This window comes from Wolinella succinogenes DSM 1740 (genome assembly GCF_000196135.1).
GTDB lineage: Bacteria > Campylobacterota > Campylobacteria > Campylobacterales > Helicobacteraceae > Wolinella > Wolinella succinogenes.
The window spans coordinates 1,744,301-1,770,853 of record NC_005090.1; the positions used below are offsets into that span (position 1 = coordinate 1,744,301).

Annotated in this window: 25 protein-coding genes; 9 read left to right on the forward strand and 16 right to left on the reverse strand. The window is 48.6% G+C overall.

The annotated features are described in order from the left end of the window. Positions 1-13: 13 nt before the first annotated feature. From WS_RS10725 to WS_RS10740, 7 genes are all read right to left on the reverse strand, one after another. Complete coding sequence (locus WS_RS10725; RefSeq protein ID WP_011139647.1) at positions 14-1,519, reverse strand: cache domain-containing protein; 1,506 nt, start codon at positions 1,517-1,519, stop codon at positions 14-16. A gap of 180 nt (positions 1,520-1,699) precedes the next feature. Further along, the gene (cydB, locus tag WS_RS08705; protein ID WP_011139648.1) at positions 1,700-2,827 is read right to left on the reverse strand and encodes a cytochrome d ubiquinol oxidase subunit II; all 1,128 of its coding nucleotides are present in this window, start codon (positions 2,825-2,827) and stop codon (positions 1,700-1,702) included. Further along, entirely contained in the window at positions 2,820-4,355 is a 1,536-nt protein-coding gene (locus tag WS_RS08710) for a cytochrome ubiquinol oxidase subunit I (protein ID WP_011139649.1), read from the reverse strand. The genes cydB and WS_RS08710 overlap by 8 nt, the downstream gene beginning before the upstream one ends. 4 nt (positions 4,356-4,359) lie before the next feature. Beyond that, positions 4,360-4,566, reverse strand: coding sequence for a DUF4492 domain-containing protein (locus tag WS_RS08715; protein WP_041571893.1), 207 nt, complete (start codon positions 4,564-4,566; stop codon positions 4,360-4,362). Between the two features lie 95 nt (positions 4,567-4,661). Next, a complete protein-coding gene (locus tag WS_RS10730; protein ID WP_049770678.1) occupies positions 4,662-5,177 on the reverse strand; it encodes a NifB/NifX family molybdenum-iron cluster-binding protein in 516 nt (171 codons plus the stop codon). Positions 5,178-5,222: 45 nt separating this feature from the next. Continuing rightward, positions 5,223-5,825, reverse strand: a complete 603-nt coding sequence (locus tag WS_RS10735; RefSeq protein ID WP_011139652.1) for a DUF134 domain-containing protein — start codon at positions 5,823-5,825, stop codon at positions 5,223-5,225. A 46-nt stretch (positions 5,826-5,871) separates the two neighbouring features. After that, the gene (locus tag WS_RS10740) at positions 5,872-6,558 is read right to left on the reverse strand and encodes a hypothetical protein (protein ID WP_011139653.1); all 687 of its coding nucleotides are present in this window, start codon (positions 6,556-6,558) and stop codon (positions 5,872-5,874) included. Positions 6,559-6,679: 121 nt separating this feature from the next. Here WS_RS10740 and WS_RS11005 point away from each other — a divergent pair, with 121 nt between their 5' ends. Both WS_RS11005 and WS_RS08735 read left to right on the forward strand, forming a co-directional pair. Beyond that, positions 6,680-6,853 (forward strand): symporter small accessory protein, encoded by a 174-nt coding sequence (locus WS_RS11005; RefSeq protein ID WP_158305212.1) that lies wholly within the window; start codon positions 6,680-6,682, stop codon positions 6,851-6,853. Further along, on the forward strand, positions 6,853-8,484 hold the full coding sequence (locus WS_RS08735; RefSeq protein ID WP_011139654.1) for a sodium:solute symporter family protein: 1,632 nt from the start codon (positions 6,853-6,855) through the stop codon (positions 8,482-8,484). The genes WS_RS11005 and WS_RS08735 overlap by 1 nt, the downstream gene beginning before the upstream one ends. On the opposite strand, the gene WS_RS10745 is transcribed toward WS_RS08735, so the two are convergent. Continuing rightward, positions 8,468-10,765, reverse strand: coding sequence for a PAS domain-containing sensor histidine kinase (locus WS_RS10745; RefSeq protein WP_011139655.1), 2,298 nt, complete (start codon positions 10,763-10,765; stop codon positions 8,468-8,470). The genes WS_RS08735 and WS_RS10745 overlap by 17 nt on opposite strands. Positions 10,766-11,051: 286 nt before the next feature. Here WS_RS10745 and WS_RS08745 point away from each other — a divergent pair, with 286 nt between their 5' ends. The 6 genes from WS_RS08745 to WS_RS08770 all read left to right on the forward strand — a co-directional run bounded on the left by WS_RS08745 (position 11,052) and on the right by WS_RS08770 (position 16,895). After that, the gene (locus tag WS_RS08745) at positions 11,052-12,041 is read left to right on the forward strand and encodes a DctP family TRAP transporter solute-binding subunit (RefSeq protein ID WP_011139656.1); all 990 of its coding nucleotides are present in this window, start codon (positions 11,052-11,054) and stop codon (positions 12,039-12,041) included. A gap of 39 nt (positions 12,042-12,080) precedes the next feature. Then, complete coding sequence (locus WS_RS08750; RefSeq protein WP_011139657.1) at positions 12,081-12,593, forward strand: TRAP transporter small permease; 513 nt, start codon at positions 12,081-12,083, stop codon at positions 12,591-12,593. A 44-nt stretch (positions 12,594-12,637) separates the two neighbouring features. Then, on the forward strand, positions 12,638-13,924 hold the full coding sequence (locus WS_RS08755; RefSeq protein ID WP_011139658.1) for a TRAP transporter large permease: 1,287 nt from the start codon (positions 12,638-12,640) through the stop codon (positions 13,922-13,924). 95 nt (positions 13,925-14,019) lie between these two features. After that, the gene (locus tag WS_RS08760) at positions 14,020-14,583 is read left to right on the forward strand and encodes a DedA family protein (protein ID WP_041572231.1); all 564 of its coding nucleotides are present in this window, start codon (positions 14,020-14,022) and stop codon (positions 14,581-14,583) included. After that, on the forward strand, positions 14,583-15,227 hold the full coding sequence (locus WS_RS08765; protein WP_011139660.1) for a YdcF family protein: 645 nt from the start codon (positions 14,583-14,585) through the stop codon (positions 15,225-15,227). Before WS_RS08760 ends, WS_RS08765 begins: the two co-directional genes overlap by 1 nt. A 72-nt stretch (positions 15,228-15,299) precedes the next feature. Further along, a complete protein-coding gene (locus WS_RS08770) occupies positions 15,300-16,895 on the forward strand; it encodes an inorganic phosphate transporter (protein WP_011139661.1) in 1,596 nt (531 codons plus the stop codon). Here WS_RS08770 and WS_RS08775 read toward each other — a convergent pair. Beyond that, positions 16,845-17,789, reverse strand: coding sequence for a chemotaxis protein CheV (locus tag WS_RS08775; protein WP_011139662.1), 945 nt, complete (start codon positions 17,787-17,789; stop codon positions 16,845-16,847). The genes WS_RS08770 and WS_RS08775 overlap by 51 nt on opposite strands. A 53-nt stretch (positions 17,790-17,842) precedes the next feature. Here WS_RS08775 and modD point away from each other — a divergent pair, with 53 nt between their 5' ends. Continuing rightward, entirely contained in the window at positions 17,843-18,688 is an 846-nt protein-coding gene (modD, locus tag WS_RS08780; protein ID WP_011139663.1) for a ModD protein, read from the forward strand. 19 nt (positions 18,689-18,707) lie between these two features. Here the strand turns inward: modD and rpsR are convergent, their stop codons facing one another. The 7 genes from rpsR to WS_RS08815 form a co-directional block, all read right to left on the reverse strand. Beyond that, the gene (gene rpsR, locus WS_RS08785) at positions 18,708-18,965 is read right to left on the reverse strand and encodes a 30S ribosomal protein S18 (RefSeq protein WP_011139664.1); all 258 of its coding nucleotides are present in this window, start codon (positions 18,963-18,965) and stop codon (positions 18,708-18,710) included. 24 nt (positions 18,966-18,989) lie between these two features. Continuing rightward, positions 18,990-19,478: a single-stranded DNA-binding protein gene (locus tag WS_RS08790; protein WP_011139665.1), complete on the reverse strand. Its 489-nt coding sequence runs from the start codon at positions 19,476-19,478 to the stop codon at positions 18,990-18,992. A gap of 21 nt (positions 19,479-19,499) precedes the next feature. Further along, the gene (gene rpsF / locus WS_RS08795; RefSeq protein ID WP_011139666.1) at positions 19,500-19,913 is read right to left on the reverse strand and encodes a 30S ribosomal protein S6; all 414 of its coding nucleotides are present in this window, start codon (positions 19,911-19,913) and stop codon (positions 19,500-19,502) included. Between the two features lie 68 nt (positions 19,914-19,981). Next, a complete protein-coding gene (locus WS_RS08800) occupies positions 19,982-20,980 on the reverse strand; it encodes a DNA polymerase III subunit delta (protein WP_041571894.1) in 999 nt (332 codons plus the stop codon). Beyond that, positions 20,961-22,922: a ribonuclease R family protein gene (locus WS_RS08805; protein WP_011139668.1), complete on the reverse strand. Its 1,962-nt coding sequence runs from the start codon at positions 22,920-22,922 to the stop codon at positions 20,961-20,963. The genes WS_RS08800 and WS_RS08805 overlap by 20 nt, the downstream gene beginning before the upstream one ends. Continuing rightward, entirely contained in the window at positions 22,919-23,740 is an 822-nt protein-coding gene (locus tag WS_RS08810; protein WP_011139669.1) for an HDOD domain-containing protein, read from the reverse strand. Before WS_RS08810 ends, WS_RS08805 begins: the two co-directional genes overlap by 4 nt. A 73-nt stretch (positions 23,741-23,813) precedes the next feature. Next, a complete protein-coding gene (locus WS_RS08815; protein WP_011139670.1) occupies positions 23,814-26,471 on the reverse strand; it encodes a phosphoenolpyruvate carboxylase in 2,658 nt (885 codons plus the stop codon). Positions 26,472-26,553: the final 82 nt, after the last annotated feature.

A 26,553-nucleotide genomic window follows, 5' to 3' on the forward strand; every position in this document is an offset into this window, starting at 1 on the left:
TAGAATCATCCCCCTAGGAGGCGAGAATCGTCTGATTCTTGCCTTGGCGTTTAGCCTCATAGAGCGCCTCATCCGCCCTAGAGATGAGAGAATCAAAATCCATCCCCTCCCTAAATTCGCTCACTCCAAAGCTACAGGTCACTTTAAAACGCGGATCAAAGGCGTGTCTGGCGATTTTTTGGCGGAGACGCTCAGCGATCTCATGGGCACTTGAGATAGAGGCGTGATGGAGATAGATCACAAACTCCTCTCCACCCCATCGCCCCGCCATATCTTCACCGCGAATACTCTCCTTGGCGAGTCTAGCAATCTGCTTGAGCACCTCATCGCCTGCGCCATGCCCATAGGTATCATTCACCCTCTTAAAATCGTCAATGTCAAAAATCACCATGGAGAAGCTTTGCCGCTCCAATTCAAACCTTGAAATTGACTTTCGGATTCTCTCCTCTAGCGCCCTGCGATTGGCAATCTGCGTGAGATGGTCAAAAAAGCTGAGATGCTCTAGTGTCTGATTCTTCTCTAGTAGCCACGCCTCATAGAGCCTCATCCTCGCCTCATATCGATGGTAACCAAAACGCAAAATCCCCAAAATCAAAAGCCAAAGCACTCCACCAATCGCAAGCGCCACCCCCCAAAGTCTAGAGGCTTGATTCATGTAGTAGTTGATGTTTTTGTTGATGAGTAAGATTCCGATATTCTCGCCCTTTAAATCCTGAAGCTCCGCCCCTTTAAAGATGATGTAATGATTCTCTCCCACTTTTTTATAGAGGTAGTTCTTCTGAACCCTCCCCCAATCCTCTTCACTCTCAATCAAGTCGCCAAAGCCCTTGTAAAAGGTGTATTCGCCTAGAGTCTTGGCGTGAGGATCTCGCTCAGGATTGCTCTCATAAAAAAATTGGATCTTCTTCTTGTCAACCAAGATCGCACTCCTCACCCCAAACTCATCCAAGAGCATTCGAGAGAAGGCTTCAAGGCGAACCCCAAACTCCAGCACCCCTAAATGAGTCATTCCCTCCATAATGGGAATTCCCACCCGATAGCCAAAGCCATATCTTCCCACCTCAATCGCGCTCCTTGCCGCACCACTTTGATTGATGAGCGCGATAAGCGGCCTCTCTTGGCTTAGATCATCCCCAAATGTTTCAGGTCGATGAAGCCTCAAAAAGCTTCGATTCTCTGGGGTATGAAAATGCATATTTTCAAGCTCAGGGTCTTTCTCTTTGAGTAGATTAAAAAGGGGAAGGGTGAGATGATGGAGTTGCTCTCTATCTCCGCGCTTGATCGCTTCAATCACCTTGGAATCAGAGATCACATAGTAGCCCATGGTGCGATAATAGTCTTCGATTCGTCCAAGAAACTGGGGGTAAGTCTTCTCCAGACGCTCCTTCACCTCAAGCGAAAGAGTGTCCACGACAAAGTGGTGATAGAGGTGAAAAAGGTAGAAAAAGACCAAGATGAGCACCGTTACGATGCTCATCAAGAAAGTCAGCACAGACTTGGCCTTAATCCTCTCATCCATTGGATTTCCCCCTCACAAGATGAGCCGATTTTATCACAGATTAGGCTATTTGCGGAGGTTTCTCTCCGTCTGGTCCATATTCAACAAGATAAACTTATAACAAACATAAATCACTACAGGCCATGAAATGAGCCACAATAGTGAATGAACATAGTTCACCATCACTCCTCCTTTTAAAGATTAGTAGAGATGAGAATCGCCACCCACCTCGTGGGTCGTGATCTTTTTTTTGTCCATGAGCCGCCACACATAGGTGATATATCCAAGCACCAAGGGCACAAGCAACGAGACATAAGCCATCACGCTGAGCGTGTAGTGGCTTGAAGAGGCATTTTTGATCGTGAGCGAATCCTCAGGGTGCGTGTAGGAGGGGTAAAAGGGGGTTCCATTAAGACCCGCGAGCAGGAAAACCCCCATCACGCAGAGCACTACACCTGCACCAAACGCAAAGATTCCCCGAGAGCTCTCCGTGAGCGCCCCCTGATAAATCCCCAAAAGCACTCCCCCTACACCCGCAATCATCATCACTCCAATCCATGGAAGCGCTAAAAGATTCTTGGCGTATTTATACGATTCGACACTCACGCCTCCAGACAAATCATAGCTCCACCCCTCTTTGGTCAATATCCACCCCAAAAAGGCAAGGAAAAAAGGTAAAAAGTAGAGTGTATTCCTAAGCACTGCCTTGCGAGCTTTTTGGCGAATCGAAACCTCGTTGACATGATTAATAAAATAGAGAGAAGCTCCGATTCTAGAGAGGAAAAAAAGCGCCAATCCCAGCAGATAGACATAAGGAACCAATAGCGTCTCCAATCCTCTAAAGGGCGTCTGCCAAAGAGGGAAAAAATTCTCACTCAAAGCAAAAGGGCTCCCGCTAAAAAAGGTGCTCACTGCCGCACCAATAAGAAAAGGCGCCAGAGCTCCATTGATGTAAAGGAACGCCTCATAACTCTTTTGCCCCAAAAAATTGTCGGGCTTTCGGCGATACTCGTAGCTCACCGCTTGGATAATAAAGCAAAAAAGAATCAATAGCCACACCCAATACGCCCCGCCAAAACTCGTCGCATAAAAAAGCGGAAACGCCGCAAAGCAAGCCCCTCCAAAGAGCACTAGTGTGGTGAATGTCAGCTCCCATTTTCGCCCTAAAGAGTTGATGAGCACACTCTTTTCAAGCTCATTTTCGCTGAGAAAGAAGAGGAGCGTCTGCCCGCCTTGCACAAACATCATAAAGACCAAAAGCCCTCCAAGCAGGCTCACAATCACCCACCAATAGACCTGCAATGCCTCAAGACTCCAACTCTCAAACATGGCGACCCCCTTCAAAGCCCAAGCGAATCTGCTTGAGCATGATCTTGATCTCAGCGATCAGAAGAATCGTAAAGAGTATGGCGAACATAAAAAAGGAGATTTTGACATTCACACTCGCTAGATTGGTCGCGGCAATTCCCACGGGCATGAGGTCCTGGATCGCCCAAGGCTGTCGCCCCACCTCCGCCACAATCCAGCCTGCCTCCGCAGCCACATAACCAAGAGGAATCGACCACAATGCAAGCCATAGCCACTTCCTAAAACGCTCAATCTCATTGGCCATACTTAAGTAGAGCACCACCAAAAAGAGCACGATAAACCACGACCCAAGCGCCACCATCACATGAAAACTATAAAAAGTGAGCGCCACGGGCGGAACGGTCGCTTCAGGAGAGGAGAGATAGCCATAGCCAAGGTCTTTGATGTTGGCTTCTAGAAGCGCTTTGGATTGATTCATACGCGCAAAATCACCCTCTTTTTTTGCCTCTTGAAAGCTTTTGAGGGCACTAAGCGCCTCTTTGCCTCGGGCGATTCTCTCTGAAGCAGGAGCGATTCCTTTGGCCTCATTCCCTAACACCAAATCATCAATCCCCGGGACAAAAGCATCAATATCTCGATGCCCAAGAAGCGAAAGCGCATAGGGAATCTCTAGATCAAACAAGAAAGGGCTCTTTGCATCACCGATCTTTTTGCTGGGATCTAAAATTCCAAAAGCGATGATTCCTGCTCGATGCTCTCCTTGGTAGATTCCCTCCATCGCAGCTAGTTTCATGGGCTGCTTTTGCGCCACCTGATAGGCACTCTCATCTCCTGTTAGTGCCAAAAAGAGCGAAGTGATAAGCCCAAAGCTTGCTCCCACCACGAGACTCTTTTTGGCCATGATGAAGTCACGATTCCTAAGGATGAACCACGCCGAGATTCCCACCACAAAAAGCGAACTGATCACATACCCGCTCGCAACCGTGTGAAGGAATTTGGAGATCGCTACGGGCGAGAGCGCTACATCAAAGAAACTAAGCATCTCATTTCTGACACTCTCAGGATTGAAGCGCATCCCCACGGGATATTGCATCCAGCCGTTGGCGACAAGAATCCAAAAAGCGCTCAAGTTACTTCCGATGGCAACAAGCCAAGTGGAGAGCAGATGGAATCCCTTTGAGACACGATCCCACCCAAAAAACATCACTGCAAAGAAGGTTGCCTCCAAGAAAAAGGCTAAAATCCCCTCCACGGCTAAAGGAGCACCAAAAATATCACCCACAAACCATGAGTAGTTTGCCCAGTTGGTGCCAAATTCAAACTCCATGATGAGGCCCGTCGCCACCCCAATGGCAAAATTGATCCCAAAGAGCGTCATCCAAAATCGCGTGATTCTCTTCCACTCCTCATTACCGCTCCTCACATAAAGGCTCTCCATGATTGCAATGATAAAGGAGAGCCCCAATGTCAAGGGCACAAACAAGAAGTGATAGATAGCCGTGAGGGCAAATTGCGCCCGCGACCAGTCCACACTCGCCAAATCTTCCATCGCTTCACCTCTCTTTAATCAAATTTTCTAAAACAAAGCCCGCCCTCTCCTCTTGGCTCTTGAACATCGTTCCAAGCGTTGTATCAAAGACGAAACCTTTTAGGATCACAAACATCACCAAAAGCTTGAGAAGAATCAGCTTCCACAGAGTTTTGCCCAAAGTGAGATTCCTAAAACCCTCGTAATAGAGCTCCCAAGCTTTTCGCCACATCTGTTGCTCCTTTAAGACTTTCAAAATAGACGACGGGATTATAGAACTTCTTCATTAATTAATTATTTATTAATAATAATTATTTAAAGAATATTCTATGCCTTTAATACTCCATATCCTCTAGGAGCCCCCTCTTTTCTGCGGCGCTCACAACATCGCTCACCTTTACCATGACCTCTCTCTTCGCACTCACCCTCTTTGTGCTCGTGTCCATGACCGCCGCAGCACTCATGATCTTCACCATGACCTCCACAGCACTCATGATCTTTCTTTTCGCTCTCTCTGCATGATCCTTGCTCAATCTCTTCGCTCAAACGCCCTGCCTCATAAGCATCCAAAAGCTTTTCTAGATCTTCTCCTGCTTTTCCCCCATAAACTTTCACACCCGCCTCTTTGAGGATATTGAGAGGTTTTTCACCCATCTCATGTGCAATGACCGCTTTCACTCCGCCTTTGATGAGCATTCCAGCGATCACTCGACCTTTTTTCCACTGGTTTTTCATGATGGAAACCTCATTAGAATCATTCAAGATTCCGATGAATTTGCATTTCCCAAAGTGGGGAGAAAGTTTCAACTCTTTGCCTTCGTTTTGAAGCATAATCGCTACCATCTGTTTTTCCTTTTATTTTGTATTAAAGCCCCTTTAAAGAGGCGTTCAGATCTCTTGCATAACCTCATCTAAATGGATTTTAGAAGAGACCACCACACTTAGTCCCAAGCTCTCTAGATTCCTCTTAAAACCCTCACCAATCTCTCTCACCACCAAAAGTGAGCTCCCCTGCAAAAGGGGCGCTAAGAGTTTGAATCGCCCTCCACCACCACCGCCTCCTAGGCACCCGTTCTCCTCTTTGGGCAGAGGATTCTCTTCATAGGTGAGCGCCTTAATCTCGCCCTCTTCCACTTGAGCAAACCCTAAAAATTTGGCTTCCAAAAGCGATGGGGCTAGATGAATTCGATCATGAGTAGGAAAAGCAAGCACAAAGCGACTAGAGGTCTTCTCTATGCGCAAACGCTTCCCGTGGATAAAAAAATCGACGCTTTTGCGCCGTGCCACTTTGAGCATCTTGGAGAAGGTGGGGCGTGAGATTCCCATCGCCCTAGCGCACTCATCGTGATAGAGCCCTTGAAAGTCGGCCAAAAAGAGCGCTTCGAGCTCATCGTCCCTCAGCCAAATCTCCTCCTCGCTCTTGCACTCCTCGCAAAGGAATCGAAAATAGAGAGGCTTGAGGCGTTTGAGGCGCTTTTTGGTCTTATTCATTCGGGCTCCTTTATTTTGAACATATGTAAAATATATTCGATTGCAATCATATGCTTTTATTTCTGAATCTAAACAAAAGTTCCCTAAGTCTCATGGGTCTCATCTCGCTCTTCTCCCAGCTGGCATTGAGGCAAAAAGAGTTGGGTGTGTCGTAGCTATGCGTGTGTCCATGAATATTGAGCGTGCAGTGCGCCTCCTCATAGAGCGCCTCAAGCACGCGCTTAGAAGATTCATATCGATGATCAAAGGGGTTGATGTCAAACACGGGCAGATGGCTAAAGAGGATTCGCTCCATCCCAAGATCAGCCACAATGGCGTGCAGATACCTCTCTTCCTTGAGGCGTTTAGAAGAGAATCGCCTCTTTAGAGATTCTAAAATCTCCTCCTCTTGCGGGATATAGAGCTTGATTCCTGTATGAATCAAAAATCCTGCCTCTTGGAGCATGGGGAGGTTTTTGAGGTCATGATTCCCAAGAAGGAGATGCTTCTCCCCATGGAGTCGCCCTAGATAAGCCCTCCCCTCCTTGCCCGCCACATCGCCAAGATGAAGGAGTGGCTCTTTAGGGGTGATGGAGCGATTCCAGCGCCTTAGCATCCACTCAAAAACATCCCCCTCTTCGCCCTCTTGGTGCATTGTGGTGATCCTAGAGGGCTCTTTCTCTAAGATTCTGGCATGACCAAAGTGGGTGTCTGAGGCGATCCATAGCTCTTCATTGATCCAAAGTTTTGACACGCATTGACTCCTTTTGAGATAGCCTAATCCAATTTCGAAGCCATGATTCTACCCTCTTTGGGAGTCGCCTTAGAGTTGAGCTATAATCTTGCCTTATCACCAAAAAGATAGAAGGAAATGCATGGAAATGATGGACGGGGGGATCAAGTTTGCCTACGCGCTCACGCTTTTGAGCACGCTTTTGTGTGTACTATATGGGATAAAATATTGGAACAAAGAGGAGAAGGGGAGCGCACAAGAGAAAGAGCGCTCGCGCTGGCTTAAAGCTGAAGAATCACTCAAAGAGGAGTTTTGATGGGAATTATCGAAACACTCGCGATTCTTCTCTACTTGGGAATCACTGGCTATTTGGGCTTTCTTGGATACAAACAGACCAAAGATGAGACCGACTACCTCTTAGCAGGGCGCAACACCCATCCCTTTGTCATGGCGATGAGCTATGGCGCCACTTTCATCTCCACCGCGGCCATCGTCGGATTTGGAGGGGTAGCGGCGTGGCTAGGGCAGTCGCTTTTGTGGCTCGCCTTTTGCAACATCTTTGTGGGTGTCTTCATCGCGTTTGTCTTTTTGGGCAATCCCACGCGAAAGCTTGGCTATCGCCTTAACGCCCACACCTTCCCTGAGCTTTTAGGCAAGCGCTACGATTCCAAAGGAGTCCAGCTCTTTGGCGGTCTCCTCATTGCCACCTTTATGCCGCTCTATGCTGCGGCGGTGCTCATTGGGGGGACTCATTTTGTCGCCGAATATTTCAGAATCGACTACCATGTCGCTCTCCTACTCTTCTCCGTCATCATCACCGCCTATGTGATCGCAGGGGGACTCAAAGGGGTGATGCTCGCGGATGCTCTTCAGGGGAGCGTGATGTTTGTCGCGATGATTCTTTTGCTCTTTTTCACCTTTGATTCTCTTGGGGGAGTCGCTCCAGCCTTTAAAGCCCTAGGAGAGAGCTGGCAAGCCACGGTTGAGCCGCTTAGAGCGCGCCCCTTGGGAGAATTTGCCCCTCAAAGCCCTGACTTTTTGATGCGCTTATCTTTGGCTTGGGGATTTGAAGGATGGGCAAAAATGCCTGATTTCCTCTCAGAAGGGTGGCTTTTTGTCATCACCACCATCACTTTGGGGGTAGGGATTGGGGTGCTGGCTCAACCCCAGCTAGTGGTGCGTTTCATGACGGTCAAAAGTGCCAAAGAGCTCCAAAGAGCCGTTCCTATTGGAGGAATCTTCATCCTTGTGGCGGTAGCGATTGTTTTTGTGGCGGGTTCGCTGAGCAATGCGTGGTATTTTATCCATGAGGGCAAAAATGCCCTGCAAGCCGCGGGCGGCGTCAACAATGTGATACCACGATTCATCAACGACGCCCTTCCCTCTTGGTTTGGGCTCCTCTTCTTCTTGGCCCTTATCTCGGCGGCCATGAGCACCCTCTCCAGTCAGTTTCACGCCATGGGCACGGCCATAGGTCGAGACACGCTAGAGCAAATATTCCCCCAGAGCAAGCATCACTCCGCCCTCGTGACCAAAGCAGGCGTGCTAGTGATGATCCTCATCTCCGTCTCACTCGCCTACCTCTTTGACAAACAACCCGCCATCATCGCCCGAAGCACGGCGATCTTCTTTGCCCTTTGTGCGGCGATTTTTTTGCCCAGTTACCTCGCCGCCCTCTTTTGGAAGCGCGCGACTAAAGCGGGGGTCTTTGCCTCTATGGCCATAGGAGCCCTCACTTCAATCTTCTGGATCACCCTAGTTCATTTCAATGAAGCCAAGGCCTTAGGAATCGCCAAAGCCCTCTTTGGGGTTAACTCGATTCTAAGCGGAAAGATCATCTTTGTGGATGCGCTCATCATCGCACTGCCTCTCTCTTTTTTCGCGCTCTATTTGGGCTCGATTCTCTCTAAACCCTTCAAAGAATCTCACCTCAAGCGTTGCTTCTAGCCCCGCTTAGTGGAAGCCTGATCTCAAAGACCGCGCCTTTTTCTTCGTTATAGGCGCGGATCTTTCCATTCATGTTCTTCTCAATAATCATCTTGGCGATGGAGAGTCCGATCCCCGTCCCCTTCTCACCCTTGGTGGAAAAATAGGGCTCAAAGATATTCTTTAGAATCTCATCAGGGATTCCGCCTCCATTATCTTTGATTCTTGCGCAAGCATAATCCCCCTCAGAAGAGATTCTCACCTCGATCTTCCCTGAGATTTTTTCCCCACATCGAATCCTCTCTTCAATCGCATCTCTAGAGTTATTCATAAGATTGAGCGCCACCTGCTTAAACTCATTGGGGTAACCATACGCCACCACGCTCCCCTCACCCTCTTGCGTGATGCGCACCTCAATATCATGCTTGGAAAATTGGGGTGCAAGAATACTGTGCATCTCCAAAAGGGCCTCTTTGAGTGCAAAAGCACACTTCTCTTTGGAGGGCATGAAAAAGTTTCTAAAATCAGTGATCGTACGGCTCATGAACTCCACCTGCTTCATGGCGCCTGAGACAAAACGATCCATCTCCGCCTCATCCAGCTCATTATAGGCGAAGCTCTCTTTGAGCCCTTGGCACATGAGATAGATGGCATTGAGCGGTTGCTTCCATTGGTGGGCGATCGCCCCGATCATCTCCCCCATGCTCGCCATTTTGCTCTGCTGCACGAGAAGATTCTCCTGCACTCGCTTCTCCTCTTCCAATCTCAAGCGCTCCGTGATATCACGCGCCGAGACATAAAGCGTCCTCTTCTCCTCAAGAAGAAAGCTCTGAATCGAGAGCTCTATGGGGATGCTCCTATGTTCAAGCAAGACAAAGTGGCTCTCAATCAATGCTCCACCCTTAAGCGGCAACTCTTTTAGCAGCCTCTCCACCCCCTCACGCTCTCCTTTGTCCACCAAAGAGGCAAATGCTAGCTCCTCAAATGCCCCTTGGGAGTAGCCAAACATCTCATGGGCACTCCAGTTGGCTTCCACAATTTGAGCTACCCCCTCCTCTTCGTCCATCTGAACGACAAAGATTCCATCTCGACCACTGTCAAAGAGCTGCTTGTAGCGTCTTTCACTGTTGAGTCGCCCCGAGATTTCATACTCCATCTGCTTCTCTAGCTGCTCGCTGAAAAACTCTAGCTGCTCTTGACGCTCTTTGAGCTCCCTCTGGGATTGATGATATTCGCTCATGTCCACAAAAAATCCAAGAATCCCTACAGGCTCATCAAAGTTATTGGTGAGGAGCGTCTTGTAAACTCGAATGAAACACTCCTCCCCTCGATGATCAACAAAGCGAATATCGTGTGATGGGCACTCGCCCTTCTCTTTTAGGTGCCGCTCGCACTCCTCAATCTCCATGGCGCTCTTCTTATCCAAAAGGTCGCCCACCCTAAACCCGATCACCTCTTCACGGCTTTTGCCTGAGAGCTCAAGGAATTTGGAGTTGCACCCCAAATAGGAGCCTTCCATATTTTTGTAAAGAATAGGCATGGGAATAGATTCGATGATTTTGTCAAAAGCTCGCCCCTGACTATAGCCAAGCACGCTCTCCTCAAATCTCTCTTTGCGAAGTGCCAGCACAAAAGAGAAGACAAAGATGAGAATCGAAACGCCCAAAATGAGATTCCCCACCGAGTTGAAAGAGTCATAAACCGCGCCTTCCAAACGCCTCGTATCTAAAAAGAATCGAGCCTCGATTCGATCAAAGCGATTCTCAATGATCGAATCAAAACGCCAAGGGGCATAAAGCTCGCCCAAAAGCAGCGCTCCAAAACCCTTGGGTGTTCGCTCTAGCTCCAAAGAGGAGCACTCTTGGAGAGGCTTAGCATAGTTGCTCTTTCGATCCAAAAGATAGGCCCCGATGGGATGTTTTTGATTCACCAAACAGGCATAAGAGACATCTGCGGAGTTGGAGACATAAAGAGCCAAACGCCCCAAGAGATCATGGCGCCTAGGGTTGTCGGTGTCAAAAATCGAAATATCGGCTCTAGAGAGCTCGTTTCGAAAGAGATGCTCAATTCCCTGTAGTCGCTCAAAGCCCCTCTGCCGCTCTTGAGTGAGAGTTTGATGGTAGTCATAAACTCCATAAACCCCAAACCCCAAGGCGCAAGCGATGAAGACTCCCGCCACAATGAGCTTTTTTTGCAGAGGAGAGGAGGCTTTTTTAGTGTCAATCTCTCTTTTGAGGGTAAAGCTCGCCAACAGAAGCGACAAAAGAAAGAGCACGATAGAGAGGTAAAAGGTGACAAACATGGCGATTCTTCCTGCTTTTCTGAATTAAAAAAATTAGTAAAATATAATTATTATTGATCAAGGTTATTTCGTATTGATACACCTATGATAGCTTTTGCGAGCAAAAAAGTAACTTTTCTAAACCAATTACCCCCTCTTTCCCCGCTTTCTTTTCTTTTTTGAAACAGAGGCGAGGCGATTTAAGCTCCAAAAAGGTAAAATTTTTTTGTTCACCTTAGGCCATGTCTCATGGCGCCCCTCTTTCACAACAGGGGGAGGGTCAAATATCCCATAGAAAGGAATCACCATGAAGCTTTTGTCCACTTTGGTTCTTTCAGCTGCTTTGGCCGTCTCAGCCTTTGCACAAAAGAGCTACACCATCAAGTTTGCCCACGTCGTGGCTTCCGCTACCCCCAAAGGCAAAGCGGCCGACTTCTTTGCTAAACGCCTAGAGGAGATCACCAACGGACAGATTAAAGTCCAAGTATTTCCTAGTGCTCAGCTCTATGATGACGATCGCGTCTTTATGGCGATGAAGATGGATAACGTCCAAATGGCCGCTCCAAGCTTCTCCAAGTTCACCCCGCTGGCTCCTGCGTTCCAGCTTTTTGACCTTCCTTTTATCTTTAGAGACACTGCTCACCTTCATAAAGTCCTAGATGGAGAAGTGGGTGAGGCGATCAAACAAAAGATCGAAGACAAAGGCTTCGTGGCACTTGATTATTGGGATGCTGGATTCAAGCAATTCTCTTCCAGCAAAAAGCCTCTCATCGTTCCTGATGATGCCAAAGGTCAAAAGTTCAGAATTATGTCCTCCAAAGTGCTAGAGGAGCAAACCAGAGCCGTTGGCGGAAATCCCCAGGTTCTTCCCTTCTCTGAAGTCTATTCAGCTCTTCAGCAAGGAGTTGTGGATGCAGCGGAAAACCCTCTATCCAACTTCTATAATAGCAAATTCCACGAAGTTCAGAGCTCTTTGACCATCTCTGACCATGGATATCTTGGCTATCTTGTGGTGGTGAGTGACAAATTCTGGAAATCCCTCCCCGACGATCTCAAGGCCAAAGTCAAACAAGCCATGAAAGAGGCGACTCAGTTTGAGCGAGAAGAATCAGCCAAAGATGAGGCGATCTTGCTTGCCAAAGTCGAAGAGTATGCCAAGAATACAGGCAAGCTCCAGATCACCAAACTCACTCCTGCACAAAAAGCAGAATGGCAGAAAGTGATGAGCACCATCTATCCCAAGTTCTATGACGTCATCGGAAAAGACCTCATCGAAAAAACCATGAACACTAAATAGTTCAATTTTTAAAACTCTAAACGAAAAAGTCTAAATATCATGAGTAAATTCTTCGAGATTTTAGACCTCGGAATCGCGGCGATGAATAAAAGTATCGCCGTGATCGGAATCTCCACCGGGGTTATTTTGGCATTCATCAACGTTGTTTTGAGATATTTTTTTGATAGCGGCCTCACTTGGGCTGGCGAGACAATCAACTATCTCTTTATTTGGTCGGCACTTTTTGGAGCGGCTTATGGGTTTAAAAAAGGGATTCATATCGCCGTCACGATTCTAGTCGAACGCTTCCCTCCCCTTTTGGCTAAGGCTTCTCTGATGATTGCCAGCCTCATCTCTCTCATCTTCCTCCTCTTCATCGCCTATTTTGGCCTGCACTATGTGCTTTTGGTGAAAGATATGGGCTTCATGAGCGTCGATCTTGGCATTCCACAATGGATTCCCATGGTGGTAATCCCCGTGGCCTTTTTTGCCGCGAGCTACCGTGTGGGCGAGAAGATTTATGAGATATCCAAGCAGCCCGCCGACACCGTGGTCAAGAGCGCAGGCCGATGAAATTATCCACGATTCTGTGGTCAAAGATTGATGAGGACTAGAATTTGAGTATTGCGTTTCTTTTTATTGGCCTTTTTGGCTTGATGCTAATTGGCGTCCCCGTTGCGGTGGCGCTTGGAACCAGCACCGTTTTATCAATGTTGCTCTTCACTGAGCTAGACCCGATGTCCATCCCTCAGCTTGTCTTTGATGGCATCAACAAATTCTCTCTCATGGCGATTCCGATGTTCATCCTTGCAGGAAACCTGCTGAGCAAAGGAAGCTCTGCCCGCCGAATCATCGACTTTGCCAAGTCCATGGTTGGACACCTTCCTGGCGGACTCCCTATGAGCGCCATTTTTGCTTGTATCATTTTTGCTGCCGTGAGCGGTAGCTCTCCTGCCACCGTTGTAGCGATTGGTTCAATCATGTTTGCAGCGATCAAAGATGCAGGCTATCCCGCCAGCTACGCCGTAGGAGGAATCACCACCGCAGGAAGCCTTGGAATCCTCATCCCTCCCTCCATCGTCATGATCGTCTATGGGGTTACAGCGGAAGAATCCATCGGTAAACTCTTCATGGCGGGCGTCATCCCCGGACTCATGATTGGAGCGATGATGATGCTTCAGACCTACTGGGGGGCTAAACGCCTTGGCTTTAAAGCCACCGAGCCTGCGCCCTTTAGAGAGCGACTCCAAAAGCTTGGCAAAGCTTTTTGGGCTCTCATGGTCATCTTTGTTGTCATTGGCGGTATCTATGGCGGCATCTTCACCCCGACTGAGGCTGCGGCTGTAAGCGCCGTCTATGCTTTTGTCATCTCCTATTTTGTCTATAAAGATATCCAACTCAAAGACCTCTACAAGGTTTTCCTAGAATCAGCCATGACCACCTCCATGATCTTTTTCATCATCGCCAATGCCGTGGTTTTTGCACACTTCCTCACCAGCGAGCAGATTCCTCAAACCATCGCTCAGACGATTCTAGATCACAATGTAGGCAAGATTGGATTCTTGATTCTAGTGAACATCATCCTCTTTATCATGGGTCAGTTCATGGAGCCCTCCAGTGTGGTGATGATCATGGTTCCTCTGCTCCTCCCTATCGCCACAGAGCTAGGAATCGACCCCATTCACTTTGGTATTATCATGGTGGTCAACATGGAGCTTGGCATGATCACGCCTCCCGTGGGACTCAACCTCTTTGTCGCTAGTGGGCTCACGGGAATGAGCCTCAAAGATGTCGTGATCGCCTCGCTCCCTTGGACGATCACTATCTTTATAGGACTCATTCTAGTCACCTATGTTCCTGCGATCTCCCTTTGGTTGCCCAACCTGATGTTTGGCACCTATTAAATTGAGATTAACCCTCCCCTTCCTTGGGGAGAGTTAATCCCCTCTTTGGCTCCTTTGAGCTAGAATTCCTCCTATCTTCTCTTGGGGTCATTTGCATGAGTGAAACATTCCTCTCCCTTATTCTTGAATACAGTTATCTCATTCTTTTTGTCTGGTGTATTTTTGAAGGAGAGGTGGCACTGATCGCCTCAGGCGTCTTCTCTCACACGGGTCAGATGTACTATCTTTTTGCTCTGATTGCTGGCACCCTGGGGGGCATGGCAGGGGATATATTCTGGTACAGCACGGGACGATTCAACAAAAAATACGCCCTCAAGATTCTCAAATCTCACCGACGCGAAGTGGCACTCGCTCGCATTCAGGTCTATCGATATGGCGCCTATATTGTCTTTATCCAGCGCTTTATTTATGGAGCACGTTTGGTGGTGCCCTTGCTTATTGGTGCTTCGCGTTACAACTTTAGGCGTTTTGTGGTGATCAACTTTTTTAGCAGCTTCCTTTGGGCGCTCCTCTATCTCACGATCGCCTACTTCTTGGGTGATTCGATCATCGCCTTTTTTCACTACCTCAAAAGCCACTTCTATTGGGTCTTGCTCTTTTTGGGAATCCTCTCCCTCTTAGCCATTCTCTACCTGAAGCGCTACTCCAAAAAAAACTGATGAAGAGATTTCTCGCGCTCATCCTTGCGCTCATCCTGCTTGGGGGCTGGTTTTGGCGACATGAGCTCCTAGAGCGCTATGCGCTCCTCTTTTGCATCGACACCGCCCAAAGGGGAGCGGATGCGATTTTGGTTTTGGGTGGGAACAAATCCTCTAGGCTACCTCATGCCATCTCTTTGCTCAAAGCGGGTTACGCTCCACTTCTTTTAGTCACCGAGGTGAAACGCTACTCCAACCAAACCTTTGACGGACTCCTGCGCCACGAGAGTGACGAAGTCGTCCATATCCTCTCCTCGCTCCACCTCCCCCATCATCTCATCCCCTCTCTCAAAGGAGGGGCGACTAGCACCTATGATGAAGCCTATGACTTTTTTGCCTACGCTAAAGATTCCAACATCCGCTCCATTATCATTGTCACGGACGCCTTCCATACTCGGCGCGCCCTAGGGGCTTTTTTGAAAGTCCAACGCCGCCTCCAAGAGGAGAAGATACAAATCCAAATCTCCCCTGCTCCCAACACTCACTTCAATGAAAAAGATTGGTATCTCACCGAAGCGGGCCTTCAAGCCTATATTCTTGAGGGAATCAAAACTTTTCTCTATCTCATCACCAGCCAAAATCTTCCTTTAATCAAGGAGCGATGATTCCTCTTCGCTCCCCTTAATGACAATTTCGTTACAATTCTTTTACACTAGCTTGCATTTCATGGGGATGTCATGGACATAAAAAACCTTAATCAAATTGAGAAGGCAACCAAGTTTGGCCAAAGGGATGTAGCCAAGCTTGGACTCGCGATTCTCTTTGTCTTTTGTGCGGCCGCTTTGGCCTCTCTCTACTCCACCACCCTCTCAGGGAACGTGGGAATTCTTGTCATTGCTACGATGATTGGCGGATATATGGCGATCAACATCGGCGCCAATGATGTGGCCAACAATGTAGGACCAGCGGTAGGCTCCAAGGCTCTCACCATGGGGGGAGCCATTTTGATTGCAGCCATTTGTGAGGCAAGTGGGGCCATCATTGCTGGGGGTGATGTGGTGGATACAATCCGCTCAGGAATCATCTCCAAAAGCATCCTTCAAGATCGCGAAACTTTTATCCTACTCATGCTCTCCGCGCTCATTGCTGGAGCCCTGTGGCTCCATCTAGCCACGGCGATTGGAGCGCCCGTTTCGACCACTCACTCTATCGTCGGGGGGATATTGGGTGCAGGAATCGTTGCAGGAGGAGCGGGGATTGTTAATTGGGCTGAAGTAGCTCGGATTGCGGCTAGCTGGGTGATTTCACCTCTATTTGGAGGGGTGGTTGCCGCCATTTTTCTCATGCTCATCAAGCGTGCCATCACCTATCAGATCGACAAAATCGCCGCAGCTAAAAAGGTGGTGCCTTGGCTCCTCTTTGTCATGAGTGGCTCTTTTGCCCTCTATCTCGTCACCAAAGGACTCAAGCGTCTCATTCCCCTCTCCCTTCCTTTGGCGCTTCTCATCAGCCTCGCCATCGCTGTGATCGTCTTTTTCCTTTCGCGTCCCTTCATCCTTAAAGTCGCAGGCAGCATGCAAAACACCAAAGAGGAGATCAACCGCTTTTTCACTATTCCTCTCATCTTTGCCGCTGCTCTTTTGAGCTTTGCCCATGGGGCTAATGATGTCGCCAATGCCATTGGTCCCCTAGCAGCCATCAATGAGGCCTTGATAGGGTTTTCGCATGGAGATAAGGCGGGGGTTCCTCTTTGGATCATGGCGATTGGTGGAGCGGGAATCTCTTTAGGCTTAGCCCTCTATGGTCCTAAGCTTATTAAGACCGTAGGAAGCGAGATCACCGACTTGGATCAGATTCGCGCCTTTTGTATCGCCATGTCAGCCGCCCTTACCGTGCTCATCGCTTCCCAGCTAGGCCTTCCGGTGAGCTCAACGCATATTGCCGTGGGAGCGGTTTTTGGTGTAGGATTCTTGCGAGAACATCTCAAAAAACGCTACTATGAGATGGAACAGCAGATCATTGAGGCGCACCAAGATGAGGATGGGGCGAAGGTTCAGGAGTTTTTGCGACGATTCAAAAAAGCCTCCACCCCCAAAAAAGAGCTCATGCTCAAAAGCCTTAAGCGCAAAGTCGCCCTAGAGAGCGCGGATCCAGAGGCACCCAGATTTAACAAAAAAGAGAAAAAACAGCTCAAAAAAGTCTATAAACAAGAGCTTGTCAAGCGTTCTGCCCTCAATAAAATCGTAGCCACATGGATCATCACCGTCCCTGCGGCCGCTCTTTTAAGTGCTGGAATCTTCGCTTTTTTGAAGAGTCTCTCTATTGATCTTTAGGCAATCCACAAGCATGGCGTAGAGCGCTGGGTAGTCTCCTTTGGTGATGAGCCCCTCTGCTCCCAAGCTCTTGACTTTTTCCATCACTCCCTTGTTGGACATAGAGCTATAGACCCATAAAGGAATCTTCTCTAAATTCTTTTGACTCCGCACACTCAAAATCACCTGATAGCCATCCATCCGTGGCATCTCAAGATCTGTGAGCACTAGCCCGATCTCTTCAGGGTGCTCCATTTGCTCTAGCGCCCCAATAAGCTCCTCGCCATCCCCAAAAAATCTCGCCTCCAAGCCAATCTTTTCTAAAAAGCTTCTCAAGGCCTCTCTGGCGCTGGCGCTATCCTCGGCCACCCAAATCTCCTTGGAGCCATTCACCCTCTCAAAACCCTCTTCGCCCTCTCCCGCCAGCCCGCACTCCATCAAAAGGCGCTCAATATCAAGAACAAGAATGCTCTCCTCTTGATTTTTAAGAGTCAAAATGACACTGTAAGTGAACGCCTCTCCCAAAGAGATTTCGGGCTTTTGCAGAGAGTGGATAGGGACATTGTGAATGTTTTCGATCTCCTGAATGGGGAGGGCGAGAATTTGGTGGCTATACTCGCACACCAAAAGCACTCTATTCTCCTCTTCTTCCCCGCTAAATCCCAGCCACTTCTCTAAGGATAGCACAGGAATGGCTCGCCCCTGATACTCTATAAAGCCCACCAAATAGCCATCCTTCAGGGAATCCCCTGAGGAGCGGAGCAGGGGATAGCGCCTCGCGTCTTCAAAAGAGAGGATTTTGGAAACATTAATCCCATATCGACGCCCCTCTTTCAAGGTGAAAATCGCCAATTGCATGATATTATGCAGATGAGTTTTAGATCGCTTTTCCACCCGCTTAAAGAGCTCCGACATGAGGTTTCCTTTGGAAAAAAGTCCTATCAGTATAGCAAAAAAGGGAGGTTCACTTGTCTTATATTCTCGATTCTCAGCTTGAAAAAATTTTAGAAGAGAACGCCCCTTTTGGGGATTTGACCACGCAAGTCCTAGGAGTGAAGAATCGCCACACCGAAATTGTCATCATCGCCAAAAACGACATCATCTCCTCGTGCACCGAAGAGGCGGTGAGAATCTTTGAGCTCACGGGCTCCAAAGCCTCCCTCATCTCGCGCTCAGGCGATCGCCTTGGCAAGGGAGAGGTGCTCTTAGTGGCCGAGGGAGAGTGCGAGAATATCATGCTTGGATGGCGAGCCGCCCAAGGGCTGCTTGAGTATTGTTGTGGAGTCTCTACCCTAGCGGATCGCTTCACTCAAAAGCTCAAAGAGAGCGCTCTTCCCATCGCTCTACTCTTTAATACCCAAAGCATCCCCTCCACAAGAAAATTTGCCTCCAAAGCGGCTCTAAGCGGAGGAGCGATGCCTCATCGATTAGGGCTTTCTGATTCAATTCTCATCTATCCTGAACACCTCAAGCTCTTCAAAAGCAAAGAGGAGGCAAGGAATCAAATCTCTCAAATCAAAGCCGCTCTACCGGGCAAAAAAATCATCCTAGAGGCAAGAAGCGAAAAAGAGGCGTTAGAGGCGATGCAGTTTGAGGTGGACGCCCTCCAGCTAGATCGATTTTCCCCCAGCTCTCTTAAAAAAATATGCTCCAAGATTCAAGGCTTAAAGCCTGAAATAGCGCTGCTGGCAGTGACCAATACAGAGGCACGATTCTTTGAAGAGTATATCATGGAAGGGATTTCGGGGATTGTGAGTGGGGCAATCTTTTATGCTCCCCCCGCCGAGCTGAAGGTTACCATCAGTCGGTCTTAGGAGGATCAGGAAAAAGAGGTTAGATCTTAAAAGGGTTCTCGACCACTTTTTTGCGATCGATGATATAGGGAATGAGCGCCATGTGTCGGGCACGCTTGATGGCTACCTCGACTCGCTCTTGCCAGCGCTTGGAGTTACCTGTGAGGCGTCGGGGCATGATTTTATATCGCTCAGACAAAGAGTGCTTGAGCATCTCTACATCTTTATAATCGATAAACTCGATTTTGGCTTCAGTGTACTTGCAATACCGCTTGGAATATCTTTTCTTTTCTGCCATAGGGTTTTTCCTCTCTATTTTTTTCTAAAAGGGTATTTCATCGTCATCGATGTTGATTTCGGGAATTTGGGGCTCTTTATAAGGAGCTTGTGTATTGGGAGCTGATTTGGCCGAAGAGGTCGCACCATAAGAGGGGGTTGAATCATAAGAGGAGTAATCCTCTCCTTCATACCCTCCTTGGGAGGCTCCCTTGCTATCAAGCATCTGGAGGCTCTCCGCCGTCACGCTATGTTTGGAGCGTTTTTGACCGCTTTGATCCGTCCAGCTCTCTAAGACCAAGCGCCCTTCGATCAAAATTTTAGAACCTTTTTTCAAGTACTGATTGGCGATCTCAGCCGTGCGCCCAAAGAGATTCACGTCCACAAAGCAGACCTCATCCCCCTGGCTCCCATCCTGCTTTTTAAAGCGTCGATTCGTCGCAATTCCAATTTTGGCTAAGGCACTTCCGCTGGGCAGATAGCGCAACTCGACGTCTCGGGTGAGGTTGCCGACTAAGATGACCTTGTTGTACATGAGGCTCCTCCTTGGTGGGGTTTAGGCTTCTGGGGTCGCTTCGGGAGCTACAGGAGCTGTCTCTGGAGCTGCTACAGGAGCGCTCTTTGGAGCTTCAGCTTTTTTGTTAACCTTATCGACCATAGTGTTCCAAGCGTTTTGCTCTTTTTTGCTTTCATATTTAATGACAATAAATCGCAAGATATCTTCATTGATTCGGTAGAGTCGCTCTAGCTCAATCACCAAAGAAGGGGCAGATTTGAAGTAGACAACAAAGTAGTAACCGCGCTTGTTTTTGTTGATTTCATACGCGAGGTTTCTCATCCCCATGTCTTGAGTGGCGCAGATTTCTCCGCCATTCTTGATGATCGCCTCTTTATAAAAATTGATTTTCTCGACGATCTCTTCAGGGGTCAACGTGGGCTTAACGATAAACATCGTTTCGTAATGTCGCATAAAACTCCTTTTGGATTTAGCCCTTTTGTAACAGTGTCAAAAGAGCAAGGATTAAGGGGCGGATTATATTAAAGAATTGCTTGAATTTTAATTAACGCTAAGAATAACCCTCTCCCTCGGCTCCGTCCCTGCATGATCTTCTCCCTCCACTCCTGAAGAGCTGTGAAAATCCTAAAAAAGTGTGCCTCTTTAAGCCCAATCGCCGCTCTTGCCTTCTTCTCTTCGATCATTTTGGGAAGCTTGTATCCTAAAATCTCAGATGAATCGCTGTTTCCATGAACTCGAATGTGCGCATAAAAGAGAAAAAGCTGATAAAAGAATCGCTCCATCTCGCCACAAAGCGCCATCTCCTCAATCCCCTCCTCTTCTAGAGCTAAAGCGATCTTGAGCGCCTCTTTTTTCTCCAAAAGCGCCACGCAAAGCTCCTCAACGCTCACGCTCCCCAAGCCATAAGAGAGTCTCTCAATATCTCGCATCTCAGGCTTTCTGCCCAGCAGAGCGAACTTCTCTAGCTCATTATAGGCAAGCCCTAGCTCTTGGTTTTGCACCATCCAAAGCGAAAGAAGCCATCGATCCTCCACCTCCATGCCAAGAGAGAGCGCTCGCTCCCTTAAAATAGCGAGCGATTCGCCTTGGTTAGGATCAAAAAATCGCACCTCAGCACGCTCATTCCCCTTAAAAGAGCCCGCCATCGCCTTGCAGTCTTGGGAGTATTCCGTGGCGCTTTTATTCTCTGCTTTGTAAAACTCAATCAGCCAATAGGCACTAGGATTCTTCTCTAGTGCCCCCAAAAGGGCATCGATCTCTTTTTTGGGAAGCTTCTTTTCCAATCTCAACAAAACAAAGCTTCTATCCCCAAAAAGCGAGGATTGGGCCAGGATTCCTTTGAGAGCTTGAAACTCATACTCGCCAAAATAGAAGGAGTTTTTCTCTTCGGGCAAAAGAGAGAGTCGCTCCACCACACGCGCTCCATAATAGCCGATTAAAAAGGGGTTCTCCCCGTATAGAAAAAGCGCCCTAGGAATCTTGCCTGAGGCCAAAAGAGTATCAAACTCCCGTTTGTACACGCTTCTCCTTGATGATTCCCACCACTTTGCCATAGATTTTAGCACTCGCCACATCCACATCCATAAGGCGAACCCTCACCCTAGAGAGGCGCTCGACCAAACCCTTGCCAAGCACGATTCTCGCCCCTTTTAAAAAGCCCTCTGCTCTAGCTAGGGGCGGACTCTCCTCGTCCACCACCACTGCCTCGACTACCTCTCCAAGTCTCTCTAGTGCCAAGCGAGCGTATTTTCTATCTTTGTAGTCCATCTCCACTCTCGCGCTCTCGCGCTCCAAAGCGCTCAGCGAATCGCACAAAGGCGCCAAAGCATCGAGATAAAACTCCATCTTTCTCTTCTCGCCTTTAAGCTCTGCTTTGAGCAGTCGATGAAGAACAAGGTCGGAATAGCGGCGAATAGGTGAGGTGAAGTGGCTATACTCCTCAAACCCAAGGCCAAAATGGCCTATCTTTTGGTGTGAGTAGCGGGCTTGCGCCTGCGATCGGATGATCATTCGATCCACCTCGGTGCGGATTCCCTTCGCCTCTGCCTCTTTTTGAATCGTAGCAATCGTCGCATGAAGCGTCTCTTTGGGTTTGGCCTCTAAGCCAAGTGACCTCAGATCCCAAAGCAGCTCCTCAATCTTTTCGAGCTTGGGCTCTTCGTGAACGCGGAAGATTCCTTTCTCTAAGTGCTTGGCGCTATAGATGTTCGCCAAAAGCATGCACTCTTCAATGAGCGAATGCGAGGGGGTCTCCTTCTCGCTCACGATAGAGATGAGATTGAGATTCTCATCCATAAGGAGTCGATTCTCCTCGTTAAAAAACTCATAACCTCTCTCTAGGCGCTTGGCACGGAGTTTTTTGGTTCGTGCGTAGAGATTCAAAAGGGGCTCTTGAAGCTCTTTTAAGATCGTGCTATTAGCCTTGGGCTCCTCCAAAAACTCATCCACCTCCTCATAGCTTAGCTTCTGTTTGGAGCGGATGATCGCCTCGTGAAGCTCGGCTTTGAGCGGCAGGGCGGTGCGCTTATGGAGGCGAATCTTCCAGACATAGGCGAGCCTATCCTCTTGGGGTTTGAGCGAGCAGATATTCTCACTGAGATTCCTTGGAAGCATGGGGATGCTTTTGTGTGGCAGATAGATCGTGAACCCTCGCACTCGCGCCTCTTTGTCGATAGGGGAGTGAGGGGTGACATACTCGCTCACATCGGCAATCGCCACATAGAGAATCGACTCTTTAGCGTCAAAATAGACGGCATCATCGTGATCTTTGGCATCAATAGGGTCGATGGTGCAAAAAGGGAGTGAGCGAAAATCTTGGCGCGCGGGATACATCGATGCCTCCACCTTGCGGCCAAAACTCTCCGCCTGCTCCTCACACTCCCTAGGGAAGGGCTCACTCTTGTTAAAGAGCGCCAAGGAGATCTTCTCATCCACCCTTGGGTCACTCAAAACCCCCAAAACCTCAATGATTCTTCCCTCTCTCACATCAAGACGAATCACGGTTTGAGGAGGCAAGGCTTTGAGTGATTTGGCGGAAGCATTGAGGGGGAGCGAGAGTCCATTTTTGATATCTAAAGCTTCGATTCTCCCCGCATGTTGATCAAGGTAGGCGACAAGAATGGCGTTCTTTTTTTCCAATACCTCCACCACTTTAGCGCTTGGACGACCCCCTTTGTGAGAGTAAACCCTCCTAGCCAAGACCACATCGCCCTTAAAGGCTCCCTTGAGATCAGATTTTTGAATCAACAGGTCTTTGCCGCTAGAGCCAAAGCTCTCTAAAAACCCAACCCCTTCCCTAGAGATGTCCAGCACTCCCACGCGAAAAGCCAAATCTAAAAAGATTCGCTCTCCCTTGGCTTGCAAAGCACCTTTTTCTCGAAGGGTTTCCACTAGAGCGAGGAAGGATCGCGGAATGTCTTTGGTTTTTATCCCCAAAGCAAGAGTGGTGAGGAACTCTCTCATGAGCTCTTGGGTCGTCTCTCAAGAGGAATGGCTTCCATGAAGCCCTCCTCTTTGAGTCCCGCTTCCGCAAGCAACCCTCTAGCTGCCTCTAGGCGATCAGGAGTGTAAGCCTCATAGAGCGAAATGATCATACGCACTAGTGCCAAAGGATAGGCGTAGGGGCGCGTCTTCTCTGGGGCTTGGGCAGGATTTTGAATATGAGCGATGGCGCTGGTCATCATCTCCTCAAAATTCCAATGCTCAAACAAGAGTGCGGCCACCTCAAAGGAGCTCATTCCAAAAAACTCCTTCTCCACTTCACTCACAGGTGTCTCTCCTCGACCCAAAAGTCGCTCGTGTAACTCTCTTGATCGTCCTGTCTGTTTAGCCTGCTCACTCAAAACCACCACCCCAATCTCCAGCAGAAAAGAGGCGGGTGCGAGAATATCGAGCATCCCTCGATTGACCCTCCCAAACCATCGCACCATGAATCCACTCTGCTCTTCAGAGATTCGGATGAAGTCTGCTGCGGTGAGCCCATAGGGGGAGAGATCCATTTTGAAGCTACTCTTCACCGCGCTAGCAATCGCAAACCCCTTCACCGTTGCCATCCCAAAAAGGGTGACCGCTTGGGCGATCGTGGTGATTTCACGAGAGAATCCATACAAGGGTGAATTGGCTGCTTTGAGCAGGTTAGCCGTGAGCGGAGGGTCCTTTTCGACCACCTTAATGAGGTCGGCGACACTTGAACTCGGGTTGTTGCAAATGAGCTGAATCTGTCGCACCGCATCAGGCATCGGGGGAAGGGACTTGATCTGTCTAATAATATCTTCGTTCATAGCGCTTATTCCTTGCTCAAGCTTCAAATCTTTTATAGTTTATAATAAATTTATTATACACTCCTTGAATCCCTCAACCCGTGTTTCTCACCCCTTGAGCAATCCCTACAATGGTCGAAGAGATCTGCTCAATGATTCGCTCTTGCTGCTTTTCGTAGCTTGAGGCACGATACTTCTTGATGAGCTCAATTTGGAAAAGATTGAGCGCAGTGAGATAGGGTCGGCGCAAAAGAATCGATTCCCGCAAAACCCGCTCGTTCTCCAAGAGTTCGCGCTCGCCCCGCACATAGAGAATCCAGTGAAGCGTCTTTTGATACTCCTCTTGGATCATACCCCAAATCCGCTCCCTAACCTCCCCGTCCTCTACGAATTCATTGTAGAGCGAAGCCACATCCAAGTCCACCTTGAGCAAGGCTTGGGCGATATTATCGAGTGTGGTTTTGAAAAAAGGACACTCCCCATAGCACTCTTTAAGAATTTCTTCTCCTCCCGCAAGCGCCACGCTTTCCAGTCCTGAGCCAACCCCAAACCACGCAGGAATAATGCTCCGATTCTGCGTCCAGGCAAAGACCCAAGGAATCGCCCTTAGATCCTCTACACGATGGGTCTCTTTGCGCTTAGAGGGGCGAGAACCGATGTTGAGCTTTTGGATGAAGCCAATAGGGGTGGCCTCCTTGAAGTAATCCATAAAGCCCTCCGTCTCATAAACCAAACGACGATAGGCCTTATAGGAGGCCTCGCTAACCCCTTGCATCACCGAAGTGAAGCGGTCGCTCTTCCCACAATCGATCCGTTTGCCAAAGCGATCATAGACCGACTTTTTAAGGAGGGCGGCGATGGTGCTTGAGAAGTTGAAATCACAGATGAGCGGATTGAGATATTTGGAGCTGATCACTTCGCCCTGCTCGGTGGTTTTGAGCACTCCTGCCACACTTTTGGCTGGAGAGGCCATGAGGGCTGATTCCAAAGTTCCGCCGCCACGACTCACGCTTCCTCCTCGACCGTGGAAGAGACGAAACTTGATTCCCAGCTTCTCCTCTAACTCGGTGAGGTGATAGACAGCGCGATTGAGGGAGAAGTTGCTCGTGAAGATTCCCCCATCTTTGCTCGAATCAGAGTAGCCAATCATGATCTCTTGAATTCCTTGATGATCCCTGAGATAGAGCGCGTAGTGGGGATTTTTGGCAAGCTCCTCCATAATCATCCCCGCCTTTTGCAAATCCTCAATCGTCTCAAAAAGAGGCGAGATGGAGATTCTTGTTCTCTGCCCCTCTCTCCACAACCCACTCTGTTTAGCCAGCCAAAGCACCGCCAAAAGATCGGTGGAATCTTGAGTCATGGAGATGATAAAGCTATCAATAATCTCCTCGCTGATATTCCCTTTAGCCCATTCGATGCGCAAAAAGGCGCTGATGATCTCTTCGCTTTGGTGGCTCACCCTACCCAGAAGAGCATTGAGATTGAGGCGAGGAAGGCTCAAGGCTCTATCCAAAATCTCTGCTCGCTTGGAAGGGGGGAGCTGTCCAAAGTCGCTATCAGAGTAGCCAAGAAGAGAAAAAATCTCGCTGATGGCGTCCCTGATGGCATCTCGATGCTCTCTAAAGTCTAGCTTCATAAGGTGAAAACCTGTCAAAAGAACGAGGTTTCTAAACTCTCTAAGGTATTTGCCACTTAACGAATCAAGGCTCTCCAAAACAAGGTCAATATCTTCGATAAGCTCTTTGGGGGTTTTATAGACAAATTCCATATCGCTGGCGTAATTGACAAAGATGAGGCGATTTTGGAGCTTCTTTTTCATAAGGATAAGCTTGGCTCTAAAAGGCTCATTTTTGTGGAGCTTTGCCGCTGAATTCTCTAGCTCGCTCGATTCTCTCTCTAGCGACTCAAGGAGGCCCAAGGAGGGCTCGCAAAGGTCAGAAGCGATAGAGAGTTCGCGGATGAGACGCTCAATTTTGCCAATATAGTGGGAGATGATCATCTCATGTTGAATCTTCATCACTCTCGTCATCACCTCGTTGGTGACATAGGGATTTCCATCTCGATCGCCCCCAATCCAGCTCCCAAGACGAATAGGCGAGCGTTTAAGCGGAGCCTCTACCAACCGCTCCACCTCAGAGCAGACCTTCACCGCGCTTTTGAGCATCGAGCTCTCGATGATATAGAGCAGGTTGTCCAGCTCAAAAAGCACTTCAATCTTCTCATTGCGCACCAGATGGCTCTTCCAAAGAAGCATCAGGCGGTAGCGTAGATGTTCGTGTGCCTCTTTGGCGTCCCCTTGGTGAAAGATTCTCTCCAAATCGGTGCTGATTTCATGATGCGATTCCAAAAAGGTTCGGCGGCGCGATTCGGTGGGGTGAGCCGTGAATACGGGGTAGAATCGAAGCTCTTCGAGCACTTCTAATACATCATCCCTCTCATACCCTTCGGCTTTTAATTCCTTAATCATCCCCTCAATGAGCCCCATCGCATCCGAATCGACACTATGACGCTCTTCGACAATATTAAGGAGCATATTATAGAGCGAGAAGGCCTTGACAAGCTCGGGAATCTGCTCTTTAAGAGGAGAGGAGGAGAGGAGGCTTTTCACTCGCTCTTTGTCCAGTTTGCCCTGAGTGAAAACCTCTCTAAGGCCGAGAAATTGTGGTTTTAGAGCGGAAGCAACCTCATCAAGGAGCTCTAACATCTTCTCAAACACAAATTGCACCTCTTGGTGCATCTTCTCACTCGTCATGCTACTCTCCTCAATTTGCGCTTCAAAAGATGCAGGTTTTGACACCAAAACCCAATAACGAGGGGAATTATAACACATATAC